Below are 17,323 nucleotides of genomic sequence, written 5' to 3'. Positions count from 1 at the left end.
AATATCGTCTTGAGAATTAAAAAAACTCATAAAGGATTTTAATAAAATCCTTTATGAGGCATATAAATTTTGAATATAATACGTAAAATATTATTACATATAATAATTTTGTAAATAGATTTAATAAAGTAAATATATATAAGGTATTTTATGTCTAAAATAATATCATTATTAAAATTTATTACCTGCATTTTAATAAGTACATGTTTTTGTGCATATGCTGAAAAAATACGCGACTTAACAAGTATACAAGGTGTACGAGATAATCAATTAATTGGTTACGGTTTAATAGTTGGTTTGAATGGAACGGGTGATCAAACAGCGCAAACTCCATTTACAAATCAATCGTTATATAACATGCTAACTCAGTTAGGCGTGACTATGCCTTTAAATAATAATATGCATTTAAAAAATACAGCAGCCGTAATAGTCACAGCTAAGCTTCCCCCATTTAGTCATTCTGGAGAGAAAATAGATGTAATAGTTTCATCAATAGGAAGTGCGAAAAGCTTAAAAGGAGGAATATTGTTGATGACTCCTTTAAAAGGAGCAGATAATCAAATTTACGCTATTGCGCAAGGAAATATATTAATTTCTGATAAAATAAATTTTTATAAAAATAACAATTTTCTTTTTCCAAACCAAGAAAATTCTGGAAGAATTAATCAAGGCGCTACAATTGAAAGAGAAATAAAAACTAATTTTGGCAAAAGAAATACAATTAATCTTCAATTAAATCAAGAAGATTTTAGCATAGCACAAAAAATTAGTGATATGATTAATTTAAAATATCCAGATACAGCCACTCCTATTAATTCAAAAACAATACAACTAAACACTTACCCAAATAATACCGTACAAGTACACATGCTTTCAAATATTCAAAATATAGATATTCCTATGCCATTTCAAGACGCAAAAATTATTGTTAATCCTAAAACCGGTTCAATTGTTATAAATAAAGAAGTAAAATTAGGCACATGTATTATTTCACATAAAAATTTATCTGTCATAATAAATAAATTAGAAAATAAAAATTCAATGAATTCTGGTTTTTTTAAAAAAAATATTATTAATAACACTTTTAATAATGCAAATTTAAATAATATAGTACAATCCTTAAATGCTATCGGTACAGAAACTAACGAGTTAATATCAATTTTACAATCAATGAAAATCGCTGGTTGTTTACATGCTAAATTGGAAATTGTTTAATGAAAAAAAATGCATCTTTTTTTAATATGATAAATTATCAAGTCAAACTTATTGATGATCTCAAATATAGAGTCCATAATAACTCTAAAAAATACGCACTAGAAACAGCTCGAAAAGTAGAAGGTCTTTTTATTTATATTTTATTAAAAAACATGCGTAATTCTTTAACAAAAGACGATATTTTAAGTAATAATCAAAGTAAATTGTATACAGAAGTATATGATGAAAAAATTTCAACAGAAATAGCTAATAAAGGTATAGGATTAACTAAAATAATTTTAGAACAAATCAAAAAAACAAGATCATACAAATAATTTAAACAGGAGCAAAAAGATGAGTTCCATATTAAATTCTATCATTAATAACATGCATGCAATTCAAATATTAATTGATGATACTTCTAATAAAATAATGTATCCAAAACACAAAAGAATTACAACAGAAAAAATTCTAATAAAAAATCAAATAGATGAATCTAATTTAAATCCAGGGGTACAAATACAAAAAATATATGATGAATACAATGATTTTATCCAAGAAGAAAAAAGAAAAACTAGTGAAAAAGTAGAAAACGAAGAAACAAAAATAGAACAATATTTAAAATTAGAACATTTATTTGGCGAAAAATCAAATATTTTTAGCTCTTTAATAAACCAATTATTTTCCTCCATTAAAGAAAATATCATTAATAAAAATGAAAATGTATTCAATGAAGAAATAGAAAACAATTTAAATAAAATTATTATTTCATTAAAAGAATTTGACAATAAATTAAATGATTTAGAAAAAAGTACTAAAGAATTAATAGCAGAAAAAATAAAAAAAGCAAATATTTTAATCAATAAAATTTATGATATCAATATTGATATTCGTTACTTTCCAATTAAACAACTCCCAAATAGAATTGAAAGCTATATTGAAAAACGAGATCATTTAATTGATGAACTAAACAATATAATAGGAATTAAAGTAACTAAAGATCATGACGAATTTAAAGTTTTTTTAAATAGTGGTATGTGTATCATTGACGATTATAAAAAATATAATTTAATTACATTAACATCTAGTTTAGATGATAAGTATATCAGTGTAGGATGCTGGGATGACGAAAATAAACTAAAAAAAATAGAACATATGATTTTAAGTGGTTCGCTGGGAGCACTGTTTGAATTTCGTAACGGAGATTTAGAAAATTCTAGGAATAAAATTGGACAATTAACTATTAATTTTGCTGATAGCATAAATCGTTATCATACAATAGGATATGATAGTCTTGGCAATCCTGGAAAACAAGTATTTAATATTAGTGATCCAAAAATTATCTCCAGTTCGACAAACGAGCTCCATCCATCTGTTTCTATAAAATGGGTTAATACTAGCAATGCACAAGATAGTAACTATGTAGTTTTATCCGAAAACAATCATTGGACAATAACAAGATTAAAAGATCATAAAATAATTAATCCTGAAATATACCAAGATAATGATAATACATTTATTACCTTTGATGGAATCGAGTTAAGATTCCGCACAAAAAATAGCACTGAAGGTAATATTTACATGATAAAACCGTATTTTAATACGCTAAGCGAATTAAGACTATTAATTGTAAAAAATAATCCATTAGCACTGTCATCAACAAACGATTTAAGTCAAATTAACAAAAATAATGCAATTATAATACATAATCTCAATAAAGATGAATTAGTTGATAAAACAGAAACACTTTTTCAATCTTACCTTAGATTTCTTAAATATTTGTCGTATAAATGCAATGATTTAGAAGAAAAAGTACCCTTTGAACGGAATATGATTAAAATTTTAGATAATAAAAAATTATCAACATCCGATGATAATATTGATGAAAACTATCAAAAATTAAGTTACGAACAAAAATGTTATCTTGCAAATGCTAAAATTTTAAAACTTGCCGAAAATATTTTTAATGAAATTGTTGAATGTTATAGTTAATATACAATCTTTAAATTCTTAAAAAATAAAAACTTACTTTTATGGTAAGTTTTTATTTTTATGAAATTAAAAAAATTATTTTGCCCAAAATTTTATTTTATTTTGGTTATAGGAGAGGTAGAAAAATTTATTGCAGAATGAGCTCCTGCAGAACTTTTAAATGTTGTTTTAGACTTAAAAGAAAAATTAAAAGACTGAGTTATAAATTTATTTTCATTGTTAAATTTATTGCTATAAATTTTTGTAATAGGTGCGCTCGATATTTTTGTTTGATTTTTTCTTCTAAAATTATTCTTCTGAAAAATATTTTTTTTATTTAAAATTAGAAAATTGTTTTTTTTAGATATTATTTTTAACTTGATTTTTACGTTTTTTTGAATTATATTTTTTTTCTTTAAATCGTTATTTAAAAAATATTTATAAAAAATTGATATTTTTTCTTTAGAAAAATGATTTAATAAAATTATTTTATTGTTAGAACTTTTTAAACGTGCTGTTATAGGACTAATCAGGTTATTTCCTTGAAAAAAAGTATTTAATTTTTTATTATTTTTTATTTTATTTATACATAATTTTTTTAGTTGTTTTGTTGCTAAAAAACGTCGTAAGTAAATAAAAAAACGATTTACTGATGCTGGGATAAAAACAGGAAAACAAAAAAAATCATCATATAAATTTTGTATAATATTTATGTTGCTTGGCACAAAACTTCCTAATAATAACTTATTTTTTAAAAAAAATTCATTTATTTTTTTTTCAAATAAAAATTTTTCTTGTTTAAATAAACTATAAAACAATAATATTTTAAGTAAATTTTCATTATTAATTTTCTGAAATAAAAATTTGTACCAATCAGATATATAAAAATATTTCTTTAAATCTTTTACTTCTATAGCAAAAAAATTGTTTAAATATATATTCTCAAGATTATTAAATAAGTCATATTTCTTCGGTAAATAATTTTGATGCAATTTATTTGAAAATAGCTTTGTATTCTTACCGAAACCAATGCTAAATTTTTTACGAATCTTTTTTGGCTTTTCAAGATAAATTTCTTTTTTTTTATTTTGACAAATATTTTTGTTTAAAATTTCATTTTTAATCAAAAGACACTTGATTAAAAATTTGTTTTTTATCCAAAAAATAAATTTTTTAAAAATATTTTTATTATTTAAAAAAATATTTAAAAACAAATTTATATAGTTGATTTTTTTTATAAAATTATTTTTTTTTTGATAAAAAATATAATTAGATAAATTAAAATTAGTTAAAATTGGTCGTGATATTATTTTTTTATCAAAAACTTCTTTTTTTAAATTCTTTATACTTCTATTTTTTTCTATATTAGAAAGATAATAGCTAGTAGCTTTTACTCGTTCACCTCTTTTTATTCTAGATACAAAATAATGTGGAGTTTTCATATTTTTATTAGGAATAATTATAGTTTTTCCACCAGCCTGACGTTTTTCAATTGCATGTACAGCATCTCTTTTTTCATTTAATAAATAACAAGCAATTTCAATTGGCACAATTGCATGAACTTCATACGTATTTTTTTTTAAAGCCTCTTCTTCAATTAACCTTAATATAGATAAAGATAAAGATTCGTTGTCTCGAATTACACCCGTACCTGTACATCTTGGACAAATATGATGACTAGATTCACCTAAAGATGAACTCAATCTTTGTCGAGACATTTCTAGAAGACCAAATCTAGAAATACTTCCGATTTGAATACGCGCTCTATCTTCTCGAACAATATTACGCAATTTTTTTTCAATAATTTTTTGATGTTTAATTGATGCCATATCTATAAAATCAATAACTATTAAACCACCTAAATCTCTTAATCTTAATTGCCGAGAAATTTCTTCTACAGCTTCTAAATTAGTATTAAATGCTGTTGCTTCAATATCTAATCCACGTGTAGAACGAGATGAATTAATGTCGATTGCTGTTAAAGCCTCTGTATTATCAACCATGATCGAACCACCCGAAGGTAATCTTACTTTTCTTTGAAAAGCAGAATTAATTTGTGATTCAATTTGATAATAACTAAATAATGGTATATCCCCAGTATATAATTTAATTTTATTAATAAAATCTGGACGACCTAAATTAATAATATGTTCACGAGCCAAATTTAATATTTTAGGATTATCAATTAATATTTCTCCAATATCTTTTTTTAAATAATCTCTAAAAGCGCGAACAATAACGTTACTTTCTTGATAAATCAAAGATGGCGTAGGTTTTTTTTTCAAATCTTTTTGAATAGTATCCCAATGTTTTAATCGCAGAGACAAATCCCATTGTAATGATTCAATAGATTTTCCTACCCCAGCAGTACGAATAATTATTCCCATATTTTCAGGTACTTTTAAAGAAATTAATAATTCTCTTAATTCTACTCTATCATTTTTTTTAATTCGTCTAGATATGCCGATAGTTTTTGGATTATAAGGCATAAGAACTAAATAACTTCCGGCTAACGTAATAAAAGTAGTTAAAAAAGCACCTTTTGTACCTCTTTTTTCTTTATTAATTTGAACTAAAATCTCTTGGCCTTCATGCAAAATCTTTTTAATATTTATTTTTTCATCAAAATTATAATTTTTTGGAAAATAATTCCTAGAAATTTCTTTTAATGGCAAAAAACCATGTTTTTCTATTCCATAATTTACAAAAGCAGCTTCTAAACTAGGTTCAATATGAGTTATTCTTCCTTTATATATATTAGATTTTTTCTGTTCTGATCTAGAAGTTTCAATATCAAGATCATATAAACGCTGACCATCAACAAGAGCTACACGTAACTCTTCCTGCTGAGTTGCGTTAATTAACATTCTTTTCATTATAACATTTTCTCTCTTATTTTTATAAATAAGCAAATACATTAACAAAAAAATATATAACTTTAGTAAATCTATTTTCTTAAATTCGACTTATAATTGTTATTTAAAATATATAAAAATAAGTTATTTAAATCTTAAAATACAATTTAATTGCTGATACTAATATATTTATATGTTTAATTATATTATAATTGATAAAAATTAAAAAAATTACTTCATCACAGAGATTTTTTTAATGAAACATAAAATATTACCTATATCTATTATATATATTAATGAGGATATGATAAATCAACGAATAGATAACTTTTTAAAGAAAAAATTTAAAAATGTTCCTAAAAGTATGATTTATCGTATTATAAGAACGGGAAAAATCAGAATTAATAAAAAAAGAATCAAACCAGATTATAAATTAAAAAATGGAGATCAATTAAAAATCCCACCAATAAAAATAAAATGTCGAAAAAATAATAATATCTCAATACAAAATTCAGAAAAAAAATTATTAAATAATATTTTATATGAAGATAATTATTTATTAATTATTAATAAACCCTCTGGTATTGCAGTACATGGTGGAAGTGGAATAAATCATGGAATTATAGAATCTTTTCGAAAATTGCGACCATTAGAAAAATATCTTGAATTAGTGCATCGCATCGATAAAGAAACATCTGGTATTTTAATGTTAGCTAAAAAAAGAATGGCTCTTATATCGTTGCATGAACAAATAAGAGATAGAAAAATAAAAAAAGAATATATAGCATTAGTACATGGTTTATGGCCAGAAAATTTAAAAAAAATATCACAACCTTTATTAAAAAAAAAGTTAAATAACACACAAAAAAAAGTTTTAGTTCATGCATCTGGAAAATTTTCAGAAACTCATTTTAGAATAAAAAAAAAATATTCTTTAACAACGCTCTTAACTGCTATACCTATAACAGGAAGAACACATCAAATTCGAGCACATACTTTATATGCAGGACATCCAATATTATTTGACAAACGCTATGGAAATCATAATTTAGATTTAAAAATAAAACATAAAAATAAACTAAGTAGACTATTATTACACGCTAACTCTATTAATTTCATACATCCTAAAAATGGTAAAAATATAAATATAAAAGCACCATTAGATTTAAATCTTGAAAAATATTTAAATGCTCTTGTATGACAATTATGAAATATTTTTAAATATATATTTAATAAGAGAAAATAAAATGGCTGTTCAAAAAAACAAACCAACTCGTTCTAAAAGAGGCATGAGACGCTCTCATGACTTTTTAACAGAAAAATTATTATCGATAGATAAATTTTCAGGAGAAACACATCTACGTCATCATATTACTGCTAAAGGATATTATAAAGGAAAAAAAGTAATTTAAAGTTTAAAACGACTCTTTTTATAAGTGTCGTTTTTAAGAAATAAATATATATTTTAAAAGTTTTATCTAATTAATATTTTTAATACCAAAAAATAAAAATTTTTTAAAAAATGGAATAAATATTTAATTTTATTCAAAAAAAAGTAATATGTTAAAAAAGGTTATTTTAATGTGTTCATTTGCCATGTTATTTCCAGGTCAAGGTTCTCAAAATATAAATATGTTATCTTCTTTTTTTCAAAAAAAGAATAATATATTTAAAAAAACTTTCAATGAAGCATCAGAATACATAAAATTTAATTTACTAAAACTTATACAAGAAGGCCCTAAAGAAAAATTAAATTATAGCGAATATACGCAACCAGCAATATTAACTTCATCAATTGCTATTTATCGTTTTTGGGTCGAAAGAAATGGAAAAATACCTTCATTTATGGCTGGACATAGTTTGGGAGAATATTCTGCTTTGGTTTGTTCTAACGCAATGCAATTTTCTGATGCTGTAAAAATTGTTTCTTTACGTGGAAAATGGATGGAAAAATTAGCTAAAAAAAAGTTATATCAAACAAAAGCAATTATTGGGTTAGATCAAAAAATAATTGAAAATATCTGTTTAAGATTTTCATCTAAAAACATTTATATAGCAAGCATTAATAATAAAAATCAAATTATTATTTCAGGAAAAAAGTCATCAATTGAAAAAGCAATAATAAGTTTTAAAAAAAACGGAGTTAAAAATATATTCGATCTAAATATTAATTTTCCTGTACATAGTATTTTAATGAAACCAATAGCTGAAAAACTTTATAATATATTAAAACTTATTAAAATTAAATCACCTGAAATACCAGTTATTAACAATGTTTACGCTAAAAAAGAACATTCTAGCCATCTTATTAAGATGGCATTAATGAAGCAAATGTATAACACTGTAAGATGGAGTGAAACAATTGATTTAATAAAGTTAAATAAAGTTTTTATAATGTTAGAAATAGGCCCAAATAAGATTTTGACAAATTTAAATCGAAATCAAAATAATATAACTTCGTTTAGCACAAATAACTTAAAAAATTTTTTAATATCATTTAAAATAATTAATAAAAATTATGAAAAAAAGAAAAACTGCATTAGTCACAGGTGCTAATAAAGGAATAGGACGAGAAATTTCTAAAAAATTAATAAAAAAAGGTATTCAAGTAATTGGTACATCTAGAACAAAAAATGGAGTAAATGTTATTAATTCATATTTAAAAAAAAATGGATTTGGATTTATTTTGGATCTTAAGAATACAAATTCTATTCCAGAAAAAATTAAAGAAATATTTAAAAAAATAAATTTTATTGATATTTTAATAAATAATGCTGGAATCAATGAAGATAATTTATTAATTTACATGAGCCCAAGGCAATGGGAGGATACAATAAAAGTGAATTTAACAGCAGTATTTTATATGTCCAAATCAATCGTACGTTCAATGATAAAAAAAAGAAAAGGTCGCATTATTACTATAAGTTCTGTAGTTGCTTATACTGGTAATAAAGGTCAAATAAATTATAGCGCTGCAAAATCAGGGCTGATTGGATTTCATAGATCATTAGCGTTGGAAGTAGCTTCTAAAGGAATTACTGTAAATATTGTATCACCGGGGTTAATTAATACTGATTTAATTAAAAATTTAAATTATTTTCAATACAAAAGATACTTATCTCTCATACCTATGAAACGGTTAGGAACAACTCAAGATATCGCAAATGCTGTAATTTTTTTGTCTTCATCAAAAGCATCGTATATAACTGGACAAACATTACATATAAACGGAGGAATGTATATGAGTTAATTTTTCATTAGTCGAATATTATTTTTTTATGATAAAATAAAATTTTATAACAGAGAAAATAAAAATGAAAAATAATGAACAAAAAATAAAAAAAATAATTTCCAAAATACTAAATATTGATATCAAAAAAATTCTTAATAATTCTTCTTTTACAGAAGATCTCAGCGCCGATTCTTTAGATGTGGTCGAATTAATTATGGCATTAGAAGATAAATTTAATATTGAAATATCGGATGAACATGCCCAAAAAATCAATACAGTTCAAGAAGCTATTGATTATATTAATTCAACATATAAAAATAAATTTTAAAAATTTATAAACAATTAATACAACAAATAATGCAAAATAAATTTATTGTAATTGAAGGATTAGAAGGTGCTGGAAAAAGTCATGCATGTTTATATATAAAAAAAATTTTAAAAAAATGTAATATAGAAAAAATTATTTTAGTACGTCAACCTGGAAGTACAAAAATTTCAGAAAAAATAAGAAATTTAATAAAAAAAAATTCTTATTCTGAAAAATTGACTAATGAAGCAGAACTTTTATTAATATATGCCGCGCGCATACAATTAGTAGAAACTATAATAAAACCTGCATTAAAAAATGGAATGTGGGTAATTTCAGACCGTCATGATTTATCCTCTCTGGCTTATCAAGGAGGAGGATTAGGAATAAAGAAAAAACTAATCATGCAATTAAAAAATTTATTTTTAAAAAATTTTAATCCAGATTTAACTATTTATTTAGATGTTAATCCTAAAATTGGATTACAAAGAGCATTAAAAAGAAATTCTTTAGATAGAATAGAAAGTCGATCATTAAAATTTTTTTATAAAACGAGAAAAGCTTATTTAAAAAATATAAAGTTAGATAACAAAAGCATAAAAATAAATGCTAATTTTAATATTAAAATCGTTATGAAAACAGTAAAAAAACAAATTTTAAACTGGCTTCAAAAAAAGGTCAAATGAAAATATATCCTTGGCTAAAAAAAAAATATGAAGAAATTATTCAAAAACACCAAGAAAAAAAAGCGCATCATGCTATTCTAATAAAAACTTATAAAGGAATAGGTGTTTTTCGCTTAATTTGGGCTGTCAGTAAATGGTTACTATGTCTTAAACCAAAAGGAATATATCCTTGCGAAGGATGTCATGGATGCACATTAATGTCTTCAAAAAATCATCCAGATTGGCACGAATTTACTATAGAAAAAAATAATTTTGTCAGTGTTGATGATATTCGAAAAATAAATCAAAAAATATTTCAAAGTGCACAACAAGGACAATCTAAAATTATTTTTTTTTCAAATACAAAAAAGTTAACAGAACAAGCAATGAATGCACTATTAAAAACGTTAGAAGAACCGCCTAAAAAAACTTGGTTTTTTTTTATAGATTACAATTATTTGAAATCACATTCTACGTTGAGAAGTCGATGCATTATATACAGATTATTACCTCCAAAAGAGAAAAATAGTATAAAATGGCTATCTAATAAAAATACTAAAAAAAATACATCAAATATAACAGCACTACGAATTAATCAGTCATGTCCTTTATCTTCTGAAAAGTTTATTAATGGAGATTTATGGAATGAAAGAAAAATTCTATGTAAAAATTTATTTGAATCTATTAAAAATAAAAATTTGTTAAAAATATTACCAATTTTATGTCAAAAAAATATGATTTCTAAAATAGATTGGATATGTTTTATATTATTTGATGCAATCAAAACAAATTTTAAAGACAAAAAAAAAATAATTAATCTTGATCAATTAGAATTAGTTAATTTTTTGTCTACTCATTATAATAACATTATTTTAAATAAAAGTATTGATATATGGATACAATGTAAAAATCAAGCATTAAAAATTCCTACAATTGATAAAGAATTGCTATTGCTAGAAAAATTGCTCATATGGGAAAAAACTTTATATTTTGCAAACTAAGCAAGCTTCTGCATAATTTTTAAAAAGAGACAAAATTATGTTCTTAATTGATTCCCACTGCCATATTGATCGATTAAACTATAGTCTATTACATGGAAGTATAGAAAATATGTTAGAAAAATCATACCGAAACAACATAAAAAAATTTTTAACAATATCAACTTCTATAAATAATTTTAACAAAATAAAAATTTTTCTTGACAAATATAAATCTATTTTTTACTCATGCGGAATTCATCCTTTATATTGTGAAAAGCAAATAAACGAATTAAATAAATTAGAAAAAAAATCTAATATAAAACGCGTTATAGCGTTAGGTGAAACAGGTTTGGATTATTTTTATTCACCTCAAAGTAAAAAAATACAACAATATTTTTTTAGAAAACATATTCAAATTGCAAAAAAATTAAAAAAACCAATTATAGTACATACTAGAAATGCTATAAACGATACAATACAAATACTCCAAGAAGAAAATGCAAGAGAATGCGGGGGCATTATACATTCATTTACTGAAGATAAAAAATCAGCATTTAAATTATTAGATATAGATTTTTATATTTCGTTTTCTGGAATCATCACCTTTAAGAAATCAATAGAATTACGAGAAACATTAAAAACAATACCATTAAAAAATATTTTAATAGAAACAGATTCGCCATACTTATCACCAGTTCCTTATAGAGGAAAAGAAAACCAACCCGCATATCTAATTGAAATAGCAAAAAATATTTCATTCATAAAAAAAATAAATTTGAAAAAATTTACTGAAATTTTAAAAACAAATTTTTGTACGTTATTTAATTTAAACTTTTAAAAATATACTATTTAATTAATTTGAGATTTACATATATTTAGGAGTTTTAACATGTTTAAAAATGTATTTGCAAATCTTCAAAAGATTGGTAAATCGCTTATGTTACCTGTCTCGGTGCTACCTATAGCAGGAATACTTCTTGGAATAGGATCGGCTCATTTTAGTTTGATACCAGAAATTATTTCAAAAATCATGGCAGAAACAGGAGGATCTGTTTTTTCTAATATGCCATTAATTTTTGCCATCGGAGTAGCTCTTGGATTTAGTAATAATGACGGAGTAGCTGCATTAGCTGCGGTTGTTGCATATAGCATCTTAATTCAAACATTGCATGCTGTTGAACCAATTATACTGCACAACTTTATTAATATAAAAACAAAAAATAATTTTTCTGATATTGGTATATTAGGTGGCATTATAGCAGGTGCAATTTCAGCATGCATGTTCAATAAATTTTATAAAATTCAATTACCTGAATATTTAGGTTTTTTTGCAGGAAAAAGATTTGTTCCTATTATTTCAGGTTTATGTGCAATATTTGTAGGATTAATTTTATCTTGTATATGGCCATCTATTGGAAATAAAATTCAAATTTTTTCTAAATGGGCTGCTTATCAAAATCCCATTTTTGCTTTTTTTCTTTATGGATTAGTAGAAAGAGCACTAGTTCCATTTGGTTTGCACCATATATGGAATGTTCCATTTCAAATGCAAATTGGAGAATATACTAATTCTTTGGGGCAAGTTTTTCATGGAGATATCGCAAGATATATGGCAGGAGATACAACTGCTGGAAATTTATCAGGAGGATTTATTTTTAAAATGTATGGACTTCCAGGTGCTGCTTTAGCCATTTGGCATGCTTCTAAAAAAAGCAACAGAAATAAAATAGGTAGTATTATGATTTCCGCGGCTTTAACTGCTTTTCTAACGGGAATTACTGAACCAATTGAATTTTCTTTTATATTAGTCGCACCCATATTATATTTTGTTCATGCTTGTTTAGCGGGTTTATCGTTTCCATTATGTATTTTTTTAAATATGCGAGCTGGAACTAGTTTTTCTCATGGATTTATAGATTTTATAGTTCTTAGTGGACATAGTAATAATATATTTCTTTTTCCAATTATTGGTATTTTATATGGTTTGTTATACTATATTTTATTTTATTTTTTAATTATCACTTTAAATTTAAAAACACCTGGTCGAGAAAAGAACGAAAATAATATTTTAAAGATAAAAAACAATAATGAAATTGCACCTCATATTATTATCGCTTTAGGGGGGAAAGAAAATATTAAAAATTTAGATGCATGTATTACTAGATTACGCGTTACAGTAATAAATATATCAAAAGTCAATCAGAATTCTTTAAAAAATCTTGGAGCAGCGGGAATAGTTATTTCAGGTTCAGGAGTACAAGTGGTATTTGGCACAAGATCTGAAAATATTAAAACTGCAATGGATCAGTATATAAATAATAAATAACTATAAGGGTGAGTCAAAGTTAACTCGCCCTCAATACTTCTTTTAAAAAAATCACTTAGAATATAAAAAATTTAATCATGAATAAACATTTGATTTTTCAAAAAATAATTAGAAAAGAAATTCCATCAAATATTGTCTATCAAGATAATATTGTGACAGCATTTACAGATATTCAACCTAAAGCACCTATACATATATTAATTGTACCCAACGATTTTATTAAATCAGCTAATGATATTAATAAAAAAAATAAAGATATTTTTGCACATATGTTATATGTAATCGTTAATATAGCTAAAGAAAAAAGAATTAGCAAAGAAGGATACAAAATAATTATTAATTGCAATAAAAATGGAGGGCAAGAAATTAATTATTTTCATATGCATTTATTAGGAGGTAAAAAATTAAAATCTCTGTATTAGATATGAAATTATTTTTAAAATATAAAGGATAGGATTTGAATAAAAATTTATTATTTTGGATTATTATTATATTTTTTTTAAATAATTGTTCTTTTTTAGAGAAAATAGATTTTTTTCCAGAAAAAAAAACTCTATTTTTAAATTTCAAACTTTCTGCTCAAGATATTATTAAAACAATGCTAAATAACAAAAACATAATTTTTTCTAAAAAAATATCGTTATATGTCGGAATTATAAATAATAAAAGCAATATTTTTTTAGAAAATAAAAAATTAACAAATATTCTAAAAAAGGAAATTTTAAAAAAAATAAATCAAATAAAAATTATTGATTATAAAACTATAAATAAAACAAAAAAACAACTAGGTTCGTCAATAAATAATAATGCATTGGATATTCCTACTTCTATTTTACTATCTCGTAGTAATAATATCACATATTACCTTAATAGTTGTATATCAGGAAAAAAAGAACCTTTTTTTTTAAAAGTACAATTAATACTTGTTAAAACTGGAGAAATTTTATTCTATAAAACAAAAAAAATTTATTTTTAAAAAATATAAAAAAATTAATAAAAAAGAGCAGTTCTTTCTACTGAAATTAACTATAAAAAATGTATTTATTTATATGATAAACATATAAAATATTTTTTCTTTTAAAAAATCAGTAGAAAGCTCTAACTCTTAGAACAAATTTTATTTATTAAATATAAAATGTAGAAATATTCAAAAAAATATTAAAAACGATATACTATTCCAGCACCTATAATATTGTCTGTAGAAATTTTATTATTTTTACTAAAATCATTTTCCTTTAACAAATTAATTTTATAATTCATATATGTTGAAATATTTTTATTAAATTCATAACGAGTAGCAATATTAATTTGTTTGGCTAAATTTATTTCAGGCGTTTGTCCACTACCAGAATTTTGTCCTTTTGAATCTAAGTAACTTAAAGAAGGATGAAATCCAGATTTAAAGTTGTATTCAGCAATTGCTTCAATATTTTGCGTTTCATCGATATAAGAAGTATCATTTTTTAGTTTATATGGCGTTAAATTTCGAGCAGCACCATAAAAAGCAGCAACATATACATTATCAGTATCATATTTAAAGCCTAATCCGTATGTATCAACAGATAAATTTTTTAAATTTTTTGATGAATCAGATTCTGATTGTAATTTCTTAGATGTAAAGCAAGAACCAATAGCGGTTAATCCAGAATCAGTTTCATATTTTACAGAAGCGCCCCATCCTGTACCATTTTTTTGATATTCTACTCTATCTTTGTTAGCATCTTGATATTGCAAGGAAAAACTCAGACCATCTATTAAACCAAAAACGTTATCATTTTTATAGGTTAATAAACTATTATTTCTACCGATCATATAATTATCATTATATGCAAATACACTATTATTAATTATATATGGAGCGCGATTTGTTAATGATTGTGCGTCATGAATAATACCATAATTACGACCGTAATCTATCGATCCTAAATTACCATATTTTAAACCTGCATATCCTAACCGAATAATATTAGGCTGTTGATTTAATAATTCTTCAGGCATAAAAAGATTAGTTTTATATTCAATTTTTGCATAGCTTAATAATTTATCAGTAATATTAACTCTTCCTGAAAGACCAATGATAGCATTTGTACTATCATCTTTAGAAGTCACTTTAGTCGATAAAAATTTATTAGAAAACTCGTGACTTGGATTTATACTGCCGTATAATTCTAATTGATTCCCATCTTTATTAAAGATTTCAACAGCATTCACTGTAGCACTTGTGGCAAACAAAATAGGTATTAAAATTGATAATGACTTAGATTTTTTCATAATTTTTAAATTTCCTCATCAATGATTATAACTAAAATTAAATTAAAAAAATATTAATTGCGTTAATTAAAAATTAGCATTTTTAACAGAACGTGGAAATGGAATAGTATCTTTTATATTTGACATTCCAGTAATATAAGATAATAAACGCTCAAAGCCCATCCCGAAACCTGAATGATGTACAGTTCCATAACGACGAATATCTCTATACCACCAATAATCTTGTGTTTTCATTCCTAATTCTAGCAAACGAGAATCTAATACTTCTATTCTTTCTTCGCGCTGAGATCCTCCAATTAACTCTCCAATACCTGGAACTAACAAATCCATAGCAGCAACAGTTTTTTGATCATCGTTTAATCTCATATAAAATGCTTTTAATTCTTTTGGGTAATTAATTATTATTATAGGGTTTTTAAAATGCTTTTCAGAAAGATAGCGTTCATGTTCTGTAGTTAAATCAGTTCCGAAATCAATATTTTTATCAAATTTTTTTTGATTATTTTTTAAAATTTTTATAGCATCTGAATAACTAAGATGAATAAAATCGTTTAATAAAAATTTTTTAAGACGTATGATTATATCACTATCAAAATAATTTTTAAAAAAATTAATATCTTTTATGCAATTTATTAAAAGAGATTTAAAAACATATTTCAACATTTTTTCAACAAAAATTAACATTTCGTTTAAATTACAAAAAGATGACTCAACCTCTAGCATCCAAAACTCTGCTAAATGACGACTAGTATTAGAATTTTCAGCTCGAAACGTAGGACCAAAAGTATATACCTTTGACAAAGAACAAGCATATGTCTCCAAATACAATTGCCCCGAAACAGTTAAAAAAGATTCTTTTGAAAAAAAATCTTTTTTAAAGTCCACGGAACCATCTCTTGTTCTAGGAATATTTTCTATATTTAAGGTTGAAACGCGAAACATTTCTCCGGCACCTTCTGCATTCAATGACGTAATAATAGGCGTGGGTACCCACAAGTAACCTTCTTGACAAAAAAATTTTTGTAATGCTTGAAATGCATGATTACGTATTCTTGCTACTGCTCCTATTACATTTGTTCTAGCACGTAAATGTGCTACTTCTCTTAAATATTCAATAGTATGTCTTTTTGCAGAAATCGGGTATGTATCTGGATTTTTAACCCACCCAATTACTTGAATTTTTGTTGCTTGAATTTCATATTTTTGTTTTTTTCCAAGAGATAAATTTAATACTCCAGTAATTATAACAGAACAACCGATAGTTAAACGTAATATTTCATTATGATAATTGCATAGATGATTATTAGCAATAACCTGTATAGAATCAAAATGCGAACCATCGTAAACCGAAATAAAAGAAAAACCAGATTTAGATATTCTAGAACTTCTAATCCAACCACGTACAGTAATTAAAGTATCTGTGGCGATATCATTTTTATGTATTTGTAATATTGATACTACATTCATAGTTTTTCCTTCTATTTTATTTCTAAGAGGTCATTAAAATCAAATAAGAAAAAAA

At 24.0% G+C, this 17,323-nt stretch carries 17 protein-coding genes; 14 read left to right on the top strand and 3 right to left on the bottom strand.

Annotated features, from left to right (window positions below):
- Positions 1-150: 150 nt before the first annotated feature.
- From DD681_RS01320 to DD681_RS01310, 3 genes are read left to right on the top strand one after another with little or no spacing between them, the layout of a single operon-like run.
- Positions 151-1,215 carry a flagellar basal body P-ring protein FlgI gene (locus DD681_RS01320; RefSeq protein ID WP_158341221.1) on the top strand — a complete coding sequence of 355 codons (1,065 nt, stop codon included), beginning with the start codon at positions 151-153 and terminating at the stop codon, positions 1,213-1,215.
- The gene (locus DD681_RS01315) at positions 1,215-1,529 is read left to right on the top strand and encodes a rod-binding protein (RefSeq protein ID WP_158341220.1); all 315 of its coding nucleotides are present in this window, start codon (positions 1,215-1,217) and stop codon (positions 1,527-1,529) included. Before DD681_RS01320 ends, DD681_RS01315 begins: the two co-directional genes overlap by 1 nt.
- Before the next feature lie 19 nt (positions 1,530-1,548).
- A complete protein-coding gene (locus tag DD681_RS01310; RefSeq protein ID WP_158341219.1) occupies positions 1,549-3,186 on the top strand; it encodes a FlgK family flagellar hook-associated protein in 1,638 nt (545 codons plus the stop codon).
- Between the two features lie 92 nt (positions 3,187-3,278).
- On the opposite strand, the gene rne is transcribed toward DD681_RS01310, so the two are convergent.
- Positions 3,279-6,041 (bottom strand): ribonuclease E, encoded by a 2,763-nt coding sequence (gene rne / locus DD681_RS01305; RefSeq protein WP_158341218.1) that lies wholly within the window; start codon positions 6,039-6,041, stop codon positions 3,279-3,281.
- 235 nt (positions 6,042-6,276) lie between these two features.
- Here rne and rluC point away from each other — a divergent pair, with 235 nt between their 5' ends.
- The 11 genes from rluC (at position 6,277) to DD681_RS01250 (ending at position 14,506) form a co-directional block, all read left to right on the top strand.
- The gene (gene rluC / locus DD681_RS01300) at positions 6,277-7,221 is read left to right on the top strand and encodes a 23S rRNA pseudouridine(955/2504/2580) synthase RluC (RefSeq protein WP_158341217.1); all 945 of its coding nucleotides are present in this window, start codon (positions 6,277-6,279) and stop codon (positions 7,219-7,221) included.
- Positions 7,222-7,267: 46 nt separating this feature from the next.
- Entirely contained in the window at positions 7,268-7,432 is a 165-nt protein-coding gene (gene rpmF / locus DD681_RS01295; RefSeq protein ID WP_158341216.1) for a 50S ribosomal protein L32, read from the top strand.
- 148 nt (positions 7,433-7,580) lie between these two features.
- Complete coding sequence (fabD, locus tag DD681_RS01290; protein WP_158341215.1) at positions 7,581-8,576, top strand: ACP S-malonyltransferase; 996 nt, start codon at positions 7,581-7,583, stop codon at positions 8,574-8,576.
- Positions 8,539-9,270 carry a beta-ketoacyl-ACP reductase gene (locus tag DD681_RS01285; protein WP_158341214.1) on the top strand — a complete coding sequence of 244 codons (732 nt, stop codon included), beginning with the start codon at positions 8,539-8,541 and terminating at the stop codon, positions 9,268-9,270. The genes fabD and DD681_RS01285 overlap by 38 nt, the downstream gene beginning before the upstream one ends.
- 64 nt (positions 9,271-9,334) lie before the next feature.
- Positions 9,335-9,580 (top strand): acyl carrier protein, encoded by a 246-nt coding sequence (gene acpP / locus DD681_RS01280; RefSeq protein ID WP_158341213.1) that lies wholly within the window; start codon positions 9,335-9,337, stop codon positions 9,578-9,580.
- 26 nt (positions 9,581-9,606) lie between these two features.
- A complete protein-coding gene (gene tmk / locus DD681_RS01275; RefSeq protein ID WP_158341212.1) occupies positions 9,607-10,245 on the top strand; it encodes a dTMP kinase in 639 nt (212 codons plus the stop codon).
- Positions 10,242-11,225 (top strand): DNA polymerase III subunit delta' C-terminal domain-containing protein, encoded by a 984-nt coding sequence (locus tag DD681_RS01270; RefSeq protein ID WP_158341211.1) that lies wholly within the window; start codon positions 10,242-10,244, stop codon positions 11,223-11,225. The genes tmk and DD681_RS01270 overlap by 4 nt, the downstream gene beginning before the upstream one ends.
- Before the next feature lie 37 nt (positions 11,226-11,262).
- Positions 11,263-12,042, top strand: coding sequence for a TatD family hydrolase (locus tag DD681_RS01265; RefSeq protein WP_158341210.1), 780 nt, complete (start codon positions 11,263-11,265; stop codon positions 12,040-12,042).
- A gap of 51 nt (positions 12,043-12,093) precedes the next feature.
- Positions 12,094-13,530 (top strand): PTS glucose transporter subunit IIBC, encoded by a 1,437-nt coding sequence (gene ptsG / locus DD681_RS01260; RefSeq protein ID WP_158341209.1) that lies wholly within the window; start codon positions 12,094-12,096, stop codon positions 13,528-13,530.
- Between the two features lie 77 nt (positions 13,531-13,607).
- Positions 13,608-13,952: a histidine triad nucleotide-binding protein gene (locus DD681_RS01255; RefSeq protein WP_158341208.1), complete on the top strand. Its 345-nt coding sequence runs from the start codon at positions 13,608-13,610 to the stop codon at positions 13,950-13,952.
- 35 nt (positions 13,953-13,987) lie between these two features.
- Positions 13,988-14,506 carry a hypothetical protein gene (locus DD681_RS01250; RefSeq protein WP_158341207.1) on the top strand — a complete coding sequence of 173 codons (519 nt, stop codon included), beginning with the start codon at positions 13,988-13,990 and terminating at the stop codon, positions 14,504-14,506.
- Between the two features lie 182 nt (positions 14,507-14,688).
- Here DD681_RS01250 and DD681_RS01245 read toward each other — a convergent pair whose 3' ends face one another.
- Together DD681_RS01245 and asnS are read right to left on the bottom strand one after the other, a co-directional pair.
- Positions 14,689-15,801: a porin gene (locus DD681_RS01245; RefSeq protein WP_158341206.1), complete on the bottom strand. Its 1,113-nt coding sequence runs from the start codon at positions 15,799-15,801 to the stop codon at positions 14,689-14,691.
- Between the two features lie 66 nt (positions 15,802-15,867).
- On the bottom strand, positions 15,868-17,268 hold the full coding sequence (gene asnS / locus DD681_RS01240) for an asparagine--tRNA ligase (protein WP_158341205.1): 1,401 nt from the start codon (positions 17,266-17,268) through the stop codon (positions 15,868-15,870).
- Between the last annotated feature and the right edge of the window lie 55 nt (positions 17,269-17,323).

Origin of the sequence: Buchnera aphidicola (Melanaphis sacchari), assembly GCF_003096055.1 — a bacterium.
Lineage (GTDB): Bacteria > Pseudomonadota > Gammaproteobacteria > Enterobacterales > Enterobacteriaceae > Buchnera > Buchnera aphidicola_P.
Note: the sequence above shows the minus strand (reverse complement) of the source record. Positions and strands in the feature narration are given on the sequence as shown.

Excerpts from the sequence above, each read along its gene's own strand:
- rluC (WP_158341217.1), top strand. The coding sequence starts at position 6,277 with ATGAAACATAAAATATTACCTATATCTATTATATATATTAATGAGGAT.
- fabD (WP_158341215.1), top strand. The coding sequence starts at position 7,581 with ATGTTAAAAAAGGTTATTTTAATGTGTTCATTTGCCATGTTATTTCCA.
- DD681_RS01265 (WP_158341210.1), top strand. The coding sequence starts at position 11,263 with ATGTTCTTAATTGATTCCCACTGCCATATTGATCGATTAAACTATAGT.
- rpmF (WP_158341216.1), top strand. The coding sequence starts at position 7,268 with ATGGCTGTTCAAAAAAACAAACCAACTCGTTCTAAAAGAGGCATGAGA.
- acpP (WP_158341213.1), top strand. The coding sequence starts at position 9,335 with ATGAAAAATAATGAACAAAAAATAAAAAAAATAATTTCCAAAATACTA.
- DD681_RS01320 (WP_158341221.1), top strand. The coding sequence starts at position 151 with ATGTCTAAAATAATATCATTATTAAAATTTATTACCTGCATTTTAATA.
- ptsG (WP_158341209.1), top strand. The coding sequence starts at position 12,094 with ATGTTTAAAAATGTATTTGCAAATCTTCAAAAGATTGGTAAATCGCTT.
- DD681_RS01310 (WP_158341219.1), top strand. The coding sequence starts at position 1,549 with ATGAGTTCCATATTAAATTCTATCATTAATAACATGCATGCAATTCAA.
- DD681_RS01245 (WP_158341206.1), bottom strand. The coding sequence starts at position 15,801 with ATGAAAAAATCTAAGTCATTATCAATTTTAATACCTATTTTGTTTGCC.
- rne (WP_158341218.1), bottom strand. The coding sequence starts at position 6,041 with ATGAAAAGAATGTTAATTAACGCAACTCAGCAGGAAGAGTTACGTGTA.
- DD681_RS01255 (WP_158341208.1), top strand. The coding sequence starts at position 13,608 with ATGAATAAACATTTGATTTTTCAAAAAATAATTAGAAAAGAAATTCCA.
- DD681_RS01285 (WP_158341214.1), top strand. The coding sequence starts at position 8,539 with ATGAAAAAAAGAAAAACTGCATTAGTCACAGGTGCTAATAAAGGAATA.
- DD681_RS01315 (WP_158341220.1), top strand. The coding sequence starts at position 1,215 with ATGAAAAAAAATGCATCTTTTTTTAATATGATAAATTATCAAGTCAAA.
- asnS (WP_158341205.1), bottom strand. The coding sequence starts at position 17,268 with ATGAATGTAGTATCAATATTACAAATACATAAAAATGATATCGCCACA.
- DD681_RS01270 (WP_158341211.1), top strand. The coding sequence starts at position 10,242 with ATGAAAATATATCCTTGGCTAAAAAAAAAATATGAAGAAATTATTCAA.